Below are 18267 nucleotides of genomic sequence, written 5' to 3'. Positions count from 1 at the left end.
CTGCATATCTTCCGCCCCATGTGCCGGCCCCCCCTCCCGTCGCTGTTAGTCTTCCTGGTCGCCTCCGCCCTTGCGGATCCATTGCCGCTGCGTCAGCCGAATCCCGCGCTGAATGTGCCGGCCACGCCACCGCCGACGAGCATCGCACTGGAAAATGCGTTCCCTACCCTGACGTTCACCGAGCCGGTCTGCCTCGTCTCTCCGCCGGGGGACAACAAGCGGCTCTTTGTCGTGGAACAGGGTGGGAAGATTTATGTGATCCCCGATGTTACCTTGGCATCGCCGACCAAGGTGTTGTTTCTCGATCTGGTGGGACTGCTTGATGCCCGGGCGAATGAAGTGCTGCGCACGGGAAATACAGGTTCCGAGATGGGTTTGCTCGGACTGGCCTTCCATCCGCAGTATGCTCAAAACCGCTACTTCTACATCACCTACAGCTCCGGCATCGGAAGCGGCAGCACGCCTCCCTTGCACGACCGTTTGTCCCGGTTCACCACCCAGGCGGCAAATCCAAATGCTGCCGACTCCACCAGCGAGCTTGTCCTGATTGAGCAACGCGACGAGCAGGTGAATCACAACGGCGGCGACCTGCATTTCGGAACGGACGGATATCTCTACTACAGCATGGGTGACGAGGGCGCCCAGAATGATCAGCAGTTCAACTCGCAGCGGATCGACAAGGACTTCTTCTCGGCCATTATGCGGCTCGATGTCGACAAGAAGCCGGGGAATCTGGAGCCAAGTCCGCATCCGAATCCCGCCGAATATCCGACGAGTCCTCCACCGGACGCCGTGAAGCGCGACGCAGGGATCGCCCGCTACTCGATTCCTGCGGACAACCCTTTCGTGGGAGCCACCACCTTCAATGGCCTGCCGATCGCATCGGCTTACGTGCGCAGCGAATTCTGGGCTGTCGGCTTGCGCAATCCCTGGCGCTACTCTTTCGACCCGCTGAACGGAGACATGTGGGTTGGCGATGTTGGCGGCAGCTCGCGGGAGGAAGTCAATCGCGTTACCAAGGGAGGTAACTACGGCTGGGTTTATCGGGAAGGGCCGTCCGAAGGACCTTGGGATGACTCAACTCCCGACCACCCGACGCAGCCCGCAGGCTTCACCTCCATCGATCCGGTCTACAGCTATTCCCACTCCACCGGCGGGGCCAATTTCATCGGCAACGCAATCATCGGCGGCGTGGTCATCCGCGGTGGCGGGGTCAGTTCGCTCTACGGCAAGTACATCTTCGGCGACAACGGCAGCGGCAATATCTGGACGATCAATCTGGACGGCAGTGGCGTTCAGCGAATCCTCGGCGAGGGGGGCATCTCCGCATTTGGCCTCGATCCCGCGACCCAGGATGTCCTGATCGCGGATGAAGATGGGAATCGCATCATGCGCGTGGTTTCCAGCACGACCGGCACCACCTTCCCTGACCTGCTTAGCGAAACCGGTCTCTTCTCGAACGTCGCTACGCTCACCCCCGCTCCGGGCGTGGTGCCCTACGACGTGAACCTGCCCTTCTGGAGCGATCACGCCATCAAGCGCCGCTGGTTCACACTGCCGAACGCGAGCGCCACTTTCACCTGGTCGAAGGACGGCCAGTGGACCCTGCCCACCGGCACGATTTGGGTGAAGCATTTCGACATGGAGATGCAGCGTGGCGTCCCCGCCAGCAAGAAGCGCATCGAGACCCGTCTGCTGGTGAAGAATGCCACCGGTGCCTACGGAGTCAGCTACAAGTGGAATGCCGCGGGCACTGAGGCGACACTGGTGGAGGATGAAGGCGAAAGCTTCCCGCTCGCGGTGACGGAAAACGGGAACCCCGTGCCGCAGACCTGGACCATCCCTGCCCGCGGCCAATGCATGATCTGCCACACGCCGCAGGCCGGGTATGCGCTCTCTTTCAATACACGGCAGCTCAATCTGGAGTCCGACATGTCGGGCCACACGGGCAACCAGCTCACGACCCTCTTCAATCAGGGCTACTTTCCTAACAACCCCGGCTCGCCCAATTTCCTGCCACGCCATTTGCGCGGGGATGAAGCTGCCTACTCGGTCGAAGCCCGCGTTCGCTCCTACCTCGCCGTGAATTGCTCCTATTGCCACAAGGCAGGCGGCACCGGCGGCGGTGCTTGGGATGGACGGCCCGAGCTACTCCTTGATGCGACCGGTCTCGTCAACGGCAGCGCAACCAATAACAACGGCAATCCGGTCAACAAGCTCGTGGTCCCCGGCGACACGCTGCACTCCATCGTGCTCAATCGCGTGGGGGTCACCAATGGCTTCACCCGCATGCCGCCGCTCGCCAGCAATGTTATCGATACAGCCAGCGTGTCGCTACTGACGACTTGGATCAACGGAGAGTTGGACGACCGGCTCAACTATGAGGCTTGGCGCGCGCTGCATTTCGAGCCGGACAATGATCCACTGGGAGCAGCCGCAGTCGATGCCGATGGTGATGGAATCTCGAACCGCGATGAGTTCCTTGCTGGAACCGATCCGAACAACGGATCGAGCGCCTTCCGCCCCCAGGTCTCGCCAACTCCGCCATTGCTTCGCTTCACGCTGCCGGCCAACCGTTCTTACCGGGTGGATGTCTCCAGCAATCTCGGCCAGTGGGCTCCGTGGGACATTCCGCAAAACCAAGGCCTCCCCGTCGCCGGAGGTTTGGTCGAAATCGCCTTTCCGCCCGCCGATGCAAAACGCTTCTTCCGGGTGGAGTTGATCGAGAATTGAGCCGTTCGCGAGCGACGCGGCATCTCTTTCAAGCAACTTCACCCCATCCGTCACCGGAAGTCTTTTGCCTTCCCGCGGAATGCGCCTATCGTCCCGGCCGATGTCCCGGAAAGCGCTCCTTCTCCTCGGCCTGCTGGCCTCCGCTGAAGCCCAGACGGTCACCCACCGGTGGACGTTCAATACCACGGGCAATCAAACCAATGGCACGGTCATCACCGACGTCATTTCCGCTGCTCCGGCGACTATCGTCGGGGCCGGGGCGGTGAGGAATGGCACCGTGGTCACACTTCCCGGCACGTCGAATGGAAACGTGGCCGCAGCCACGATCTCCGCCTATCTAGACCTGCCGAATGGCATCGTCTCGTCAAAGACGAACATGACCGTCGAAATCTGGGCCATACCGGTCTCGGCGAAGAATTGGCAGCGGTTGTTCGACTTCGGCAGCATGAATACCTCAGGCACCGGCGAGATCGGCAATAGCGCCGGTGCTCCAGGAGGCGGGACCAATTCCCGCGACGACCTGATGATCGCCGAATGTCGCGGGACCACCTTCAACGACAAGAAGCTGGTCGCCCGCAATGACGGGGCGGCTGAATTGGGTGCCGACAGCACGCTCGCGACCACGGCCGGCACTCAGTACCACTACGTCGCCACCTTTCAGGCGGGTGTGGGAGCAAATGCCGCCACCGGTGGACGATGGACTTGGTATCGCAATGGCAGCCAAGTCGCCTTCGTCGACACCAACTTCCGCCTCAACGAACTGAACGACGTCAACAACTGGCTGGGGCGTTCGCAGTATTCGGACGATTCGAATTCGAACATCACCTACAACGAAGTCCGTCTCTACGACTACGCACTGAGCCAAGCGCAGATCTCGGCCAACACGGCAGCAGGACCCGACGCGAATTTTCCCGCGCCCTCCGTGACTGCGGATGTGGTGACGATGCTTTACGGAAAGAAGGCCAAGCTGAACGTATTGGCCAACGACTCCGGCGAGATCGTCCGGTCCTCGCTCATCGTGGAAAGCCCTCCGGCCTCCGGCACGGCAACGGTTTCCCCTGATGGAACCATCCTCTACACCCACACCACCGGGACCCCGGCCGGCGACAGCTTCACCTACCGTATTTCCAATAGCACCGGGCAAACATCCACCGGCACGGTCACGATCACGTTCTCGAGCTCGCTGAAGATCGCGAATGCAGCGTTGAATGTCCCGGCTTCACCGCCAGCCACCGCCTACTCGCTACCGAATGCGCTGGGCACGCTCACCTTCAGCCAGCCGCTCTGTCTGGTCACCCCGCCGGGTGAGACGCAGCGGCTGTTCGTCTGCGAAAAGGGCGGGCAGCTGAAGGTGGTTCCGAATGTCACGGCAGCGTCCCCGACTTCCAGCGTCTTCCTGGATCTGTCCGGCTACCTCACCACCAAGAGCGAAACCATCGAGACCAGTTCCGAGTGCGGCCTGTTAGGCCTGGCCTTTCATCCCAACTACGCGACCAACCGCTTCTTCTTCATCTCCTATTCGGTGATCAAGAGCGGCCTGCGCTACCAGCGGGTCTCGCGGTTCACCACCCAGGCGGGAAATCCCAACGCCGCTGACACGACCACCGAGCGCATCCTCATCGAGCAGCGCGACGAGTTTGATAACCACAATGGCGGCGACCTTCACTTCGGGCCTCAGGATGGCTACCTCTACATTTCCGTCGGAGACGAAGGAAATGGCAACGACGATCCCACCTTCAACAGCCAGCTCATCAACAAGGATCTCTTTTCCGGTATCCTCCGTATCGACGTGGACCGAAACATGGCGAACAGCGTCGAGCCTACCACCCATGCTTCGATTCCGCTCTACTCGGGCGTAGCCGCCTTCGCCATTCCGAAGACCAATCCCTTCGTGACGGTGGCACTCGGCGGCGACTGGAACGGAACTTACAATGGCAGCACGGTGACCGGCACCGTGCGCCGCGAGTTCTGGGCCACTGGCCTGCGGAATCCCTGGCGCATGGGCTTCGATCCCGCGACTGGGGCCCTGTGGTGCGGTGATGTCGGACAGAGCGCGCGCGAGGAAGTGGACATCATCACCCGCGGTGGGAACTACGGCTGGGTCTATCGCGAAGGAACGATCGCGGGGCCGCGCACCACGAACCCGACCATGCCCGCCAATTTCCTCACCGCCTATCACACCGGCCCGGTTTACGACTACGGGCGGGACGGTGACTTCGGAGGGAGGGCCGTCACCGGCGGGCGAGTCTATCGCGGCACCCGCATCGGCGCGCTAACCGGGAAGTACATCTTCGGCGACCATGAATCCGGAAACATCTGGGCGATGGACCTGAATGGCACAAACGTCCAGCGCCTTGCCGGTGAAGGCAACATCGCGGCCTTCGGCTACGATCCGTCGAATCAGGACATCTTGCTCGCCGACATCGGCGACGGCATCGTCCGGCGGCTAACGACCTCTACGGTCGCGAATACCTATCCCGCGACACTTTCCGCCACCGGCCTGTTCGCGGATCTCAGCGACCTTTCGCCATCGCCGGGCCTGGTCCCCTACGACGTGAATCTGCCATTCTGGAGCGATAACGCCATCAAGCGGCGTTGGATGGTGATCCCGAACGGCACCTCGCAGTTTGTCTGGTCCAAGGATGGCCTATGGACGCTACCGACCGGCACGATTTGGGTGAAGCATTTCGACATGGAGATGCAGCGCGGCGTGCCTGCCAGCAAGAAGCGCATCGAAACGCGCCTCATCGTGAAGAACGCCAGTGGTGCTTACGGCGTGAGCTATCGCTGGAACGATGCCGGCACCGAAGCCACGCTGGTCGAGGACGGCGGTATCGATTTCGCGCTCAACATCACCGACAATGGCAATACGGTTCCTCAGACCTGGCACATTCCCAGCCGCGCGGAGTGCATGATCTGCCACACCTCGCAGGCAGGCCATGCGCTCTCCTTCAACACCCGCCAGCTCAATCTGAGCAGCGACATGCTCGGCTTCACCGGCAACCAGCTCACCACGCTCCAGCAGCAAGGCTACTTCACAAACAACCCCGGCTCGCCGAACCTGCTGCCGCGCCATCTGCGACCGACGGAAACCGCCTATTCGCTGGAAGCCCGCGTGCGATCCTATCTAGCCGTAAACTGTTCCTACTGCCACAAGAGCGGCGGCACCGGTCCCCCGTCCTGGGACGGCCGTCCGGAGCTGACGCTGGCCCAGACACTGCTGGTGAACGGCAGCGCCGCCAATAGCGGCAGCGATCCATTGAACAAGCTGGTCGTTCCCGGTGACACCGCGCATTCGATCGTCCTCCATCGCATGGCCGTCACCGGCGGCTTCACCCGCATGCCGCCGCTTGCGAGCAATGTCATCGACTCCGCCAACGTCACGCTCGTAACCAACTGGATCAACGGCGAACTCGCTGCCCGCCAAACCTACGATGCCTGGCGTAATTCGAACTTCGAACCCGACAATGATCCGTCCGGCGATCCCGCCGCCGATGCTGATGGTGACGGACTCAATAATCGCGACGAGTTCCTTGCGGGCACCGATCCTCACAATGGCACGAGCGCCTTCCGACCCGTCACCTCCTCGCCTCCCTCAAAGCTGAGCTTCACCCTGCCAGTGAACCGCTCGTTCCGCATCGACACCTCCGACAATCTTGGAAGCTGGATGCCATGGGACGTGCCGCAGAACCAAGGCCTGCCTGTCGCCGGCGGGTTGGTTGAAATTGCCTTTCCCGCCGCTGATCCGAAGAAGTTCTTCCGAGTCGAGCTGCTGGAAAACTGACCCGTTCCCGCAAAGAAAGAGGCCCGGCAGGATTTCCCGCCGGGCCTTCTTGAAAGTAGCTGGTGATCAGCCTTGGCGTCCCTTGCGGAACATGGAGGCAGTGCCAACCCCACCCAGAGCGAAGGCGGCAAGGCCAACCGGGAACAGCACACGGTCATCATCCGAACCGTCCACGATGAACGCTTCCTCCGGTTGATCCGCGAGCATCTTCACCTTCACGGTGTCCGCTGTGATGGTTTCACCGCTGGAGATGGATTCAAAGAAATCACCCGTGACCTTGAATTCCTTGGACGTCGCGTTGGGTGGGCCGCCGGCAGGATACGTGACGGTGATCCTGTGGGTCTTGCCGCCCTTGCGACCAGTCTCGATTCGGCCGCCCGTGGGTATTCCCGCGACTTCCACGCCGTCCTTTTCGATCTTCCCGATGCGTTGCCTTTCCTTGAAGCCTACGAAGGCAAGACAAGGACCAATGACGAGAGCGAGGATAGCTGCAATCTTAAGTCGAGACATGACCGCCTCTTAGGCGGCCAGTTGTCTTCCCATCAAGGATAAACAGTCTCTACATAAATATTTCACAATCGGGACCAGCGGTGCTCGATCGTCCGCTTAGTAGCCCTTCTTCCGGATCATTTCAGAAAGTTGCTTCTGGAAGTCGATGACATCCTCCTGCGTCGGACGATAGCCCGGCGTGTCGGGATCGAGACCGGGACGGCCTTGATGATCGAGCATCCAAATGGCGGACTCGCCGTCGGAAAAAACCACCTTGCCTGAAACCAGCGCACCGGGCAGCGCAAGGCCGTCCATGGTCACTTCCACGGTCCCGGTCGGCACTGGCTTGGGCGCCTCGTCTTCCGGTTTCTTTTCCTCCTTCGGTGCTTCCAAGAGTTCGATGCCAAGATCAAGCACCAGGAAGCGGGCATCCATGTAAGTGATGCCGATGTCGAACTCGTCCTTCAGGTGCTTCTGGAGGTCGGCGATGCTGGCGCCATCGGCGGCCCAGCGGTGCAGGGCGGACTTCTGTTCCTCGGAAAGCTTGCTGGCGCTAAACATGCCGTGATTGAGCCCGACGAGAGGGTGTTCTTCCAAGCCCAAATCCCGGAATGTGGCTCACGCCGATCGATCAATGCCCACCGCGATGAATCTTCGTGGGGAAAAAGCACCTTCGGGAAGAAGAAGGTGGCGAGGACTGGAGGAGTGGAGCATAGCGGATTCGAACCGCTGACCCCTTGCATGCCATGCAAGTGCTCTACCAACTGAGCTAATGCCCCTCGTGTCCTGTCGCCTCGCCAACGGCGAGGTGGCGCGCTTGGTAGGGGTTACCTCCGAGCCGTGCAAGAGGTTTTTTTCATGAGCCTGATAATCTTTCGATCAGAGTCACCAAAGCGCGTGTTGCGGCGGCATGAACCGCCGCATCCGGGGCCGTGTCATCGGCTTCGTCCGCCTTCACCACCCGCCGGGTAGAAACCCGGGCGGTGGGCAGGCCGAACTCGAACAAGGTGGAGGACAAATCGAAGTCATCCTCCAGGCAGATCGATTCCGCCCCCACGACCTCGCCGAGACCTGTCGCTTGGCGGAGTGCCGCATTCCCGGCATCACGCGAGCTGATCATGAGCTTCTCCGCCGCGCCCATGGCCTCGACGACAAGCACGGTGCCCGCTTTGCCGATCTGCTCGGCCAGTTCCCCCTGAAGTTCCATGACCGGGGCCTCCGCATCGTAGGCATGGGGCACAAAGGCGAAATGGACGGTCAGCTTCGGCGAGGCATTTGCGAGGGCATGGGCAGCGGCCATCACGCTGACGACGCCGCTGGCATTTGCCTCCGCACCGGGGGAGCCCGGGCGTGCATCATAAGGAGCCACGATCCACAGCGGCGCGGCCTTGGAATCACTGCCACGCAGGGTGGCGATGAGGATGGGCCAGCGAGTCTCCCCGATCTCCGGGCCCGAGATCTTCTCGACCTTGTAGCCCGCATTCGCCGGGCCGAGCGAGCCCTCGATCATAGCCTCCGCGCGGGTGAGTCCCTGGACTCCGGCGGGGGTGGAAACATGGCGCTCACCGACAAACCCGAGCATCTTGCCCATGTCATCCTGCAGTAGCTTTCCGTCGATGGCCGTGGTGAAGCGCACCTGCTCGGCTTGCTCCGCCGCGGCCTTGCCCTTGAAATGCAGCCACAGGCCCATGCCACTGGTGAAAACAAGCCCCAGCGGCACCAGCCACAGGAGAAGTGCGATGCGTCGTTGCAGCGTCGGCGGGGATTGGGATTCCTCGGTCACGAGCCATCCGTCCGCGATGCGGCCCCTCCGTGCAAGAGCCGAGATTCCTCTCAGGGCAACTCAACCACCGCCGAGGGGATAGCCTTGGACACGGTGAACTCCTGATGCTTCTCCCCCATCTCGAGCTGATAGTACCCGGGAAACCCGCGCCAGCGGGCAATTCCTTTTTCCCCGGTGGTCAGCGTGACACGGGTGGTCCAGCGGCGGCCGAGCCATTCCTCCAGCACTTCCCCGCGCTTGCGGATCGACCAGTCGCGGTTCCAGGAGGCGGCCTCCGGTTTCCAATGACGGCCCTCCCAGAATCCCCACAGCAGGAACCCAGTGTAGGCGGGATGGCTGAAGCAGGCGATCAAGGTATCGCGCGTGTAGTCGGCGGCCAGTTCTTCGTCCTCCTGCGTGACGATGTCATACTCGGTGACCTCCTGGCACGGGACTACCGCCGCAAAGCGATCCGTCACGGCGAGAAGCTGCTCGGGTGAAGGCAGGAAGCTCTCGTCGAAATGCGCCTGATTGCCGAGTCCATCGACGCGGAAGCCATCGCGCTTGAGCGCTTCAAGGTAGGCGAACGTTTCATCCGCCTGACGACCCGGACGAAAGATTTGGTCCTCATTGACGAAGAACGGAAGCGAGGTCGCCCGCGAGGCCAAGCCGAAGATCTCGCGATCGAGCTTTTCCAATCCCGGCCGTTTCGAGAGCAAGTCCGCACCGCTCCATGCGACCGGGTGATTGACGACATCCCATTCGCAAACCCGGCCGCTGGCGAAGTCGATGCGCTCCTGGGCCGTATCGAGAAAATGGCGGCGAATCGCCTCCGCATCTGTCATCTCCGTGAGGTTCGGCGGCACGGCGACTTGCATCAGGTAGTGGCCACGCACCGCGATCTTCCGTCGTCCGAGCCAGCCGAACGCCTGGTCGATTTGTTGCTTGTGCTCGTCTTTTCCCTCGGCGCCGGTTTCCCAGCCGAAGTCCTTGAGATCGTTCTCGAAGACCACGCGACTGAACAACCGGTCGACGATCTCTCGATAACGCCGCGCATCCTCCGTTTCGGCTGTTAGAAGCTCGGCCGTCACCGCGGAGCCGAAGCCGAACTCATGTCTCCGCAACGTGAGGGTGACCTTGGCACCAATGAGCGGCTTACCATCCGCCCCGCGGACACTGACCGACAAGTCAGCTTTGCGATGTTGCTCGATCCGCTCCAGCGCGGCCTTCCGCCATGGCGCATCCGGCTCGCGGCCGGGATAGGTGCGGCGGATTCGCGGGAAGCCGGAGGTATCGGTGCCGGCCGGATAGCGGAAGACGCGGACCGAATCCACCTCCACCGCCTGCTGCTTCGCCGCACACAGCAGCGTCAGCATCGCATGACCCTTCTCGATCGCATCGGTCACGTGAAAGACCACCGGCAATTCCTTCATCTCGGTGCCCAACTCAAGCGTGCTGCTTGGCGCAGCCGGCGTGTAGGGCGAATCGGCAAGCTGCAGCTTTGCCTCGACCGATGCCGTTCCCGCGGAGGACTTGGCTTTGATCAAGGCCATTACGATCTCCCCCGGTGCGAGCGCGTCGGCGCCGCAATCCATCGAAACCTGCGCCAGGAATGCCTTGGTCTCATCAGGCTGGGCCACATCGACCTTCCATCCCCCACCCTCACGCTTGGTGGCAGTGCCGTGGGCAGGATCCGCATAGGCCTTCAAGGATGCCCCTTCCCCGGCCAAATCACTTCCCCCGGAAGGGACGGTCACCGGCTCTGCGGCAAGCAAGGTCATCCCGAGAATCCCGGGCAGCAGGGAGAAGAGGAATGACGTGAGCTTCATGATCCGCGGGTTGGGCGGCCACGAATTAATCATTTCATGATACGGGCGGCACGCGCAAAGCGTGTCCTGCGGGCAATCCGGATCGAAGCGAGCGGGAGAAGGAGGGAATTCCGCCAAGATCGCGGTTTTGTTTGCCACCACGCCGCCAGCCCGGAAGACTGCGCGCCGCTGTTTGCCGCGTCATGAAAGTCGTTGCTGTCGCCAATCAAAAAGGAGGCGTGGGGAAAACCACCACCGCGCTCAACCTTTCCGCTGCCCTCGCCCTGCGCGGGCAACGCGTGCTATTGATCGACCTCGACCCGCAGGCGAACACCACCAGCGGTCTCGGCATCGAGTGCGATGGCGAAGGCACCGTCTATCCCGCCCTGCTCGGTCAGGCGAATGTCCGCGACAAGATCATCCCCACCGGCCGCGACAATCTCTCGCTGATCCCGTCCCACATGGATCTCGCCGGCGTGGAAATCGAACTCGCCCGCGGCGATGACCACCTCACCCGCCTGCGCATCCACCTTCAGGGACTCAAGCCGAACGACCTGTTCGACGTCTGCATTCTCGATACACCGCCGTCGCTTGGCGTGCTGATGACCTCCGCCCTAGCCGCGGCGGATGAAATCCTCATCCCGCTCCAGTGCGAGTGGTTCGGCCTCGAAGGCTTGGCTAAAATCGTCCACGTCATCGATCAGATCCGCGATTCTGGCGCGAACACGGAGCTGAAGCTGGAAGGCATCGTCATGACGATGTTCGACGGCCGCACCAACCTGGCGAAACAGGTTGTCGATGAAGTCGGCAACTACTTCCCGGAAGCGCTTTACCGCACGGTGATCCCGCGGACCATCCGCCTGGGTGAGGCGCCGAGTTACGCGAAGACCATCTTCGAACACGATCCGACCGGTATCGGTGCCAATGCCTACATGGGCCTTGCCGACGAATTCCTGACCCGCCACGCCGCGGTCGGGCCGGTGTTGGCCTGAGGCTGCAGCCTTCTCACGAACGAGTTGCTGTCAGCTACGGATCCGTGCCATTTCCGGCACCTTCGAGAAGTCATGGATTCCAGAGGCAGCATGTCTTGTGAGAATTGACTTATCAGACGCACCTGTCGCTTGATAAAGGGTATCAAAACCTTTCCGTGACCAAGTCCCTCCGCACGCTCTTTGCCACCGCTGCCCTGATCGCCGCCCTGCTCTGCCAAAGCCGGGCGGCCGATCTAACAGTGACCACCTTGTCCGACGATCTCGACGCACCCGCCGGTGCGACCCTTTCGCTCCGCGAGGCCATCCGGGATGCCGTCGCCGGTGACACGGTGAAGTTCGCTCCGGCACTGAACGGAGGCACCATCCTCCTTAGCCGGGGCACACTTACACTCTCGAAAAACGTGACCATAGACGCCATGTCGCTGGCATCAGGCGTAGTGATCGACGGCAATCTCACCCAGCGGGTGTTCTCGACTCCTTCGATCGTCGTGATGCGTGGCCTCCATGTGACGCGGGGTCGCAATGGCATTCAGAACACCGGCAATCTGACCATGGAGGATTGCACCGTCTCGGCATGTGTTTCATCAAACAGCGGCGCCGGAATCCTCGCTTCAGGGACGGTCACCTTGAAGCAATGCTCCATTCTTTCCAACCGGATGGAAGGCGGCAGCGGTGGCGGGGGGATCTCCGTCTCATCCGGAATTACTAAGCTTATCAACTGCACCGTCGCAGACAACGAAGCTTTGACAGCCGGCGCAGTCAGTTTCAGCTCTCTCACAACGGTCGACCTGATCCACTGCACGGTCCTGAACAACCGGTCAACGTCCTTCCCGGGAGGAGGAGTTTCGGTTTCCGGCAGTGGAGGAACCTTGCGCCTGCAGAACTCCGTCATCTCGGGCAACACAACCACTTCAAGTGGCCGCATCGACCTATACGTGGACGGCGTCAACTTTCAGAAGAGCGGCCAGAACTTCATCTCTTGCAATAACCGGGTTACCACTCAATTCCCCGCCGGCACACTGGTGGGAACGACGGCCGCCCCATTGGATCCTCTCCTTGGAGCCTTGGCGGTCAATGGTGGCCGGACAAGTTCTTGCCTCCCTCTATCAGGTTCGAAGCTGCTCCAGGCAGCGGTGGCGACAGCCGACAGCCCGTCCATCGATCAGCGCGGACTCCCGCGCGTCTCCGGCACCGCCGCCGACTTGGGCTCGGTGGAGGCATCCGCCAGCAGCTTCTTCCCCTCCGATGGCACCACAAATGCGGCGGTGGCACCGGTGCTTGAATGGTCGCACCAACTTTCCGCCTCCCAGTATCAGGTGTATCTCGGCACCGCCCCGGGGACGCTGGCGTTGCAGAGCACGACTTCAACCGGGCGGATGGCATTGCCCATGTTGGATGTCGGGGCGACCTACTACTGGCGGATCGATTCAATCGTTTCCGGCTCCACCATTCCAGGCCCCCTGTTGTCGTTCGTCGTCAGGCAACCGCTGGTTGTGACCAAGGCCGCGGACGAACTCTCGTCAACCTTCCCGGAAGAGGGAGTCTCCTTGCGAGAAGCGATCACCTTGGCCAATTCCAATCCGGGGCTTGATATCATCCGCTTCCACCCGGATCTGACAGGCATCCCCGTCACCGTCACCCGAGGGTCGCTGACAATCTCGTCGGATCTCATCATTGAAGGCGACTCGCTGCCAGGCGGCGCCAGTGTGGTGGGTGCATGCTTGCGAATTGGGGCACCGACGGAGTTGAGGGCACTCGCATTGATGAATGGCGGGGCATCTTCATTTTCCGGCGGAGCCATCAACATCACCAGCACCTTGACGGCGCGGAATTGCACCATTTCCGGAAACCGTGCGGGCAACGGCGGAGGAATCTATCTGCAGAGCGGTTCCTGCAACCTGATTCACTGCACCATCACCGGAAATACCGCGAACCTCCGCGGCGGTGGCATCTACCGGTCCGCCGGCACCTTGACTCTCGAAAACTCCATCATCGCCGGCAACCGCGCCTTGGAAGGATCGCCGGATGTCCGCGTCACGGCTTCCCTGACTTATCTGGGAAGGAACCTGATCGGCGACAATAGCGGTTCCGAAACCATGTTTCCGGCCACGTCATGGGTGGGAACCGCAAGCTCGCCCTTGAATGCCGGTCTGGCTCCTGCCGGCACCTATGTCGCAGGCAAATCCCAACACTGTCCGCCGGTTCCAAGCTCTCCTTCCCTCGCCCAGGCACTCACACTCTCCACCACCCCGGCCGCTGATCAATTGGGAAGACCACGTCCGCTCGATGGGACCGCCGCCCTGGGAGCAGTGGAGCGTGATCCGGCGCTTGTTTTCTCAGTCCCTGCGGCGGGAGCATCCGAAGTGGCTTTGGCTCCGTTGCTCGCTTGGAATGCATCCGGGCAGAGCTTTGAGATCTTCATCGGAACATCCTCTGACAGCCTGACTTCGGTGGGTACGTCAACCCGGGGCAGCTTCCAGCTTCCCACGCTGACAGCGGGCACCTCCTACTATTGGCGGGTGGATGCAACCATCTCCGGCGTCACCACGACGGGCACTGTCTCTTCGTTCACGACTCGCACGGCGATCGTGGTGACCACCCTTGCAGACGAGAATGATCTCGATCCGCCGTCAGGAGCCGGCCTCTCGCTCCGCGAAGCATTGGGAATCGCAGCCGCGCGTCCGGGCCCGGACCGGATCGTCTTCGCGGCAGCCCTCTCCGGTGCCACCATTTCGCTGTCGCAGGCGACCGGACTGAACGTTTCCTCTGAGTGTGAGATCGATGGGTCGGACCTGCCCGGCGGCCTCACCTTGAATCTTGCCGGCAACCGGCAACTCCGCATCGCAGTCGAAGGAGAAGCCACCATCCGGCGGCTCAAGTTCACGGGTGCATCAACCATCAACTTGTCCGGTGGTGCGCTGGGATGCGATGGAGCCGCCACGCTGTCTGGATGCACGTTCCATGGGAACTCCTCAGCGGGCGGTGCGGCGCTTTACAACAATGGCGGACGACTTGTCGTTGAGAACAGTATCTTCACCGGGAACGCCGCAACCTCCAATGGCGGGGCGCTTTATCACACCTCTGGCATCACCCGGGCCACCAATTGCACCTTCACTGAAAACCGGGCTGCCCAAGGAGGGGCCATTTACTGCGCCGGGACTTGCGAGCTTACACACTGCACCATCACCAACAATCTGTCGCAAGACGCCGGAGGATTGTATGTGGGCTTGTCCGGGACGGTCCTCACCAACTCGATTGTCGCTGGCAACAAGACCAACAATACCAACCGGCGGTCAGATGTCTTTGCCAGTTCCGCCTCCTATCTCACCCCGCAAGGCGCCAATCTCATCGGCGTCAATACCGGGGCGGAGACGCTCTTCCCGAGCGGGACGCTTGTCGGCACGGCTTCGGCTCCCCTCGACCCGAAGCTTCTGCTCTTGGCGACCGAGAGCAATCCGGGCGCAATGACCGTTCCCGCATACGGCAGCCCTGCCCTCAATCACGGGATGGTATTGGCATCCCTTCCAGCCGCTGACCAACGTGGCCTTCCCCGAATCGCTGGCGCGCTTCCCGATCTCGGTGCCATTGAGGTGTCCGCAAGCGATGCTTTCTTCTACCCGGCGAATGCGACCACGGGTGTCCTGCCGTCAGAAACCTTGCGATGGAATTTCGAAGGCGGAGCCGATTCCTATCTCATTCTCATCGGAGCTGCCGGCGGGCCTCTGACCGAAATCGGTTCGACTTCGTCGGACAGTTTTGCGGTGAGCTTGGAATCCAGCACTTCTTATCAGTGGCAAGTAATTGCCGTGCGAGGCGAAGTGCACATTCCCTCGCCGGTGATGGCCTTCACCACCCGTTCGCGCTTCACCGTCACCACCCTTGCGGATGAAGATGATGCCAATCCCACTGACGGCTCGGGGCTTTCCTTGCGGGAATGCTTGCATCTCGCCGCCTCGAATCCCGGCCGGGATCAGATTTCCATCAGTCCATCAATTCTTTCCGGTCCGCTCCTCCTGTCCAAGGGCGCTCTCAACTTGGACTCCGATGTCGAGATCGACGGTTCCATTCCGGATGGTCGGTTCGTGATCGATGGCAACGATCAGACTCGCCTGCTCGAATGTGACGATTGGTATGCCAGCGTCTCCCTTTCCAATCTCGTCCTTCAAAAGGGCTACGCATCGAACAACGGCGGAGGGATCACCAACTCCGCATGGATGTCGCTTCGCCGGGTGGAACTCCGCAATTGTTCCAGCGGCTATGAAGGTGGGGCCATCGAAAATGATGACGGCGTGGTGGAAATGGATTCTTGCAGCATCCTCGCCAATCGGGCGGCCATGGACGGGAATGCCGTTTATTCCTTCGGGATATTCCGCGCGCGGAATTCGACCTTTGCATACAATCACTCGGCCCTTTCCGAGGGCGGCACTACTTCTTCCTCTACGATCTGGGCGGAGGATCTGGAGATGACCAACTGCACCGTCGCCTCCAATCGGGGCCGCCGGGCTGCGATTGACATCTTCGTCCGTGGTGATCTGACCCATACGACCGTAAGCGGCAATCAAGCGAACAATTCAGCCGCCGGGATCGAATGGAGCGGTCCTCTCTATCTCAGGAACTGCATCGTGGCAGGCAACCATACGGGTTCCCCCCAAGTCGTCGCGAGCAATTGGGTTTGGAAAAACGATGATCTTCTGGGGGACACCGCCGGGTTGCATGTCGAAGGCACCAACTTGATCGGAAATAACTACCTGTTGGAAACCGTGCTTCCCGCAGGCCCACTTATTGGAACTCCTGCAAATCCGCTCGATCCACGGCTTCTTGATCTTGGCGACCATGGCGGAGCAACCTTCACGATGCCCCCCGGCGGCGCGTCACCAGCCCGGCGTGCCTCCGCGTCGCTCGCCAATCCTCCCTCGGCGGACCAGCGCGGCGTTCAGCGGACCAGCGGAATTGCACCCGATCTTGGCTCTGCAGACCATTCGTCGCTGGAGGCCGCTCTCTTCCCGGTCGGCAATGAAGCCGGTGTCCCGGTGAAACCCCGCCTCACCTGGATCTTCGAGCCCGCGGCGACTTCCTACGAAGTCTTCCTCGGCACCTCACCTGCCGCGATGACGTCGATCGGCACTGTGACGTCGCCGTGGATCGAACCGACTGGCCTGTTGCCCCTCGCCACTTACCATTGGAAGGTGGTCGCGAATGTTTCCGCCTCCGCGATTCACTCATCCACCCAGTCGTTCACTACTCGCGATTTCATCCGCGTCACGAGTGCCGGCGATAGCTTGTCGGGAGGGATGTCTCCTCTGACGCTTCGCCAAGCAGTGGATGAAGCAGAGCTAAATCCGGGTTACGATGAAGTCCGTTTGGGCTCCGGCCTTCCGGCGGAAGGCATCACCTTGGCGGGTGCCACGATCGAACTTTCCGGAGCTCTCGCCATCCGCGCGGAAGGCCGCCTCTTTCCGATTGGAGGCAACTCCCAATCCGGAGTCTTTTATGCGTGGACCGGCTCGAACTTCCGGCTTGAGAATCTGGCCATCCATCACGGACGCCGGGACTCGGGAGGGGCAGGCGTGACCATCGCCCGTGCCTCGGGCACACTCGTGGGTTGCGAGTTGAACGCGAATACAGCCATGACCAACATTGGCTGGGGAGGGGCCGTCCGCATCGCTGGAGGCGATCTCACTGCGGACTCGTGTCTGTTCCAAGGCAACCACGCCGACGGCTACGGTGGAGCCCTCCATTTGGAGGGTCATGCCAGCTTGGCCAACTGCACGTTCTCTGGAAATTCAGCAAAGGAAGGGGGTGCCATCCAAGGATCGGCCACCATCGAATTGGATCACTGCACCTTGGCCTACAATCAGGCCACCGACCGGGGCGGTTGCAGCAATCTGGATGAATGGGATCAAATCAGGATCGCCAACTGCCTTGTTGCCGGAAACCAGGTGACCGGAACCACCTTCGCGACCCCGGGCCACGATTTCTACTTCACCGGTGCCGCCAATTCGACCCGCTATCCGCGGCAGGGAGTCAACTTCGTGGGAAATAACAATTCCTGCGCCGCTCTGTTCCCCGCGGGCCCGAAGGTCGGCACTACCTCTGCGCCCTTGAACCCGGGCCTGGCACCGCTCGGCAATTACGGCGGCATGACCCGCTGCCACATTCCGCTGCCGGGGTCACCTGTCATCGATGCCGCTACCCTGCTCGTCACTTCACCGGGCTCGGACCAGCGGAAACTCCCCCGGCCCATCGGCTCCGCACCAGACATCGGAGCCGTCGAGAGTTTCCCCGTGAACTCGCCTCTCGTCGACAGCGACCTCGATGGCATGGACGATCGCTTGGAAGTGATGTGGGGCTTCTCGGTCGGACCGAACGAAGGATCGGCGGACGCCGATGGCGACGGAGTCACCAACGCTGACGAACTCGACAGCTTCACCAATCCCTTCGATGCGGCAGACCGCCTCAAGATTCTCACCTCACCGTTCACTACTCCTCCAGCAAATGGCGGTGCCGCGGTCATGGGTCTGACTTGGACCAGTTTCCCCGGCGTCCATTACACCGTGGAAATCAGCAGCGACCTGGACTTCGGCGCGGGAGATCTTCGCGAAATCGATGCCGGCACTGCCACAGGATTCACTCGGAGCTCTTTGGTTCCCCTGCAGCCCGGCCGCGATTTCGTGCGGGTGCGGGCGGATTGAATCGGTG

The 18267-nt window shown here is 61.4% G+C and carries 8 protein-coding genes and 1 tRNA gene; 4 read left to right on the top strand and 5 right to left on the bottom strand.

Annotated elements, in window-relative coordinates:
- Positions 1-18 precede the first annotated feature (18 nt).
- The gene (locus WKV53_RS07285; protein WP_341403761.1) at positions 19-2733 is read left to right on the top strand and encodes a PQQ-dependent sugar dehydrogenase; all 2715 of its coding nucleotides are present in this window, start codon (positions 19-21) and stop codon (positions 2731-2733) included.
- A gap of 100 nt (positions 2734-2833) precedes the next feature.
- Positions 2834-6517: a PQQ-dependent sugar dehydrogenase gene (locus tag WKV53_RS07280; protein ID WP_341403760.1), complete on the top strand. Its 3684-nt coding sequence runs from the start codon at positions 2834-2836 to the stop codon at positions 6515-6517.
- A gap of 66 nt (positions 6518-6583) precedes the next feature.
- Here WKV53_RS07280 and WKV53_RS07275 read toward each other — a convergent pair whose 3' ends face one another.
- The 5 genes from WKV53_RS07275 to WKV53_RS07255 form a co-directional block, all read right to left on the bottom strand.
- Positions 6584-7027, bottom strand: coding sequence for a hypothetical protein (locus tag WKV53_RS07275; protein ID WP_341403759.1), 444 nt, complete (start codon positions 7025-7027; stop codon positions 6584-6586).
- Between the two features lie 96 nt (positions 7028-7123).
- The gene (locus WKV53_RS07270; RefSeq protein ID WP_341403758.1) at positions 7124-7567 is read right to left on the bottom strand and encodes a hypothetical protein; all 444 of its coding nucleotides are present in this window, start codon (positions 7565-7567) and stop codon (positions 7124-7126) included.
- Between the two features lie 145 nt (positions 7568-7712).
- A tRNA-Ala gene (locus WKV53_RS07265) sits at positions 7713-7785 on the bottom strand.
- Between the two features lie 77 nt (positions 7786-7862).
- Positions 7863-8789, bottom strand: a complete 927-nt coding sequence (locus WKV53_RS07260; protein ID WP_341403756.1) for a M28 family peptidase — start codon at positions 8787-8789, stop codon at positions 7863-7865.
- Positions 8790-8839: 50 nt separating this feature from the next.
- On the bottom strand, positions 8840-10597 hold the full coding sequence (locus WKV53_RS07255) for an endo-1,4-beta-xylanase (protein ID WP_341403755.1): 1758 nt from the start codon (positions 10595-10597) through the stop codon (positions 8840-8842).
- 182 nt (positions 10598-10779) lie between these two features.
- Here WKV53_RS07255 and WKV53_RS07250 point away from each other — a divergent pair, with 182 nt between their 5' ends.
- On the top strand, positions 10780-11568 hold the full coding sequence (locus WKV53_RS07250; protein ID WP_341403754.1) for a ParA family protein: 789 nt from the start codon (positions 10780-10782) through the stop codon (positions 11566-11568).
- A 155-nt stretch (positions 11569-11723) separates the two neighbouring features.
- Positions 11724-18260, top strand: coding sequence for a choice-of-anchor Q domain-containing protein (locus WKV53_RS07245; protein ID WP_341403752.1), 6537 nt, complete (start codon positions 11724-11726; stop codon positions 18258-18260).
- Positions 18261-18267 lie beyond the last annotated feature (7 nt).

Origin of the sequence: Luteolibacter sp. Y139 (assembly GCF_038066715.1) — a bacterium.
In the GTDB taxonomy this organism is placed as follows: Bacteria; Verrucomicrobiota; Verrucomicrobiia; order Verrucomicrobiales; family Akkermansiaceae; genus Haloferula; species Haloferula soli.
This window is presented reverse-complemented; position numbering and strand designations above follow the sequence as displayed.

Coding starts and splice junctions, on each gene's coding strand:
- WKV53_RS07270 (WP_341403758.1), bottom strand. CDS start 7,567: ATGTTTAGCGCCAGCAAGCTTTCCGAGGAACAGAAGTCCGCCCTGCAC.
- WKV53_RS07255 (WP_341403755.1), bottom strand. CDS start 10,597: ATGAAGCTCACGTCATTCCTCTTCTCCCTGCTGCCCGGGATTCTCGGG.
- WKV53_RS07275 (WP_341403759.1), bottom strand. CDS start 7,027: ATGTCTCGACTTAAGATTGCAGCTATCCTCGCTCTCGTCATTGGTCCT.
- WKV53_RS07250 (WP_341403754.1), top strand. CDS start 10,780: ATGAAAGTCGTTGCTGTCGCCAATCAAAAAGGAGGCGTGGGGAAAACC.
- WKV53_RS07280 (WP_341403760.1), top strand. CDS start 2,834: ATGTCCCGGAAAGCGCTCCTTCTCCTCGGCCTGCTGGCCTCCGCTGAA.
- WKV53_RS07285 (WP_341403761.1), top strand. CDS start 19: ATGTGCCGGCCCCCCCTCCCGTCGCTGTTAGTCTTCCTGGTCGCCTCC.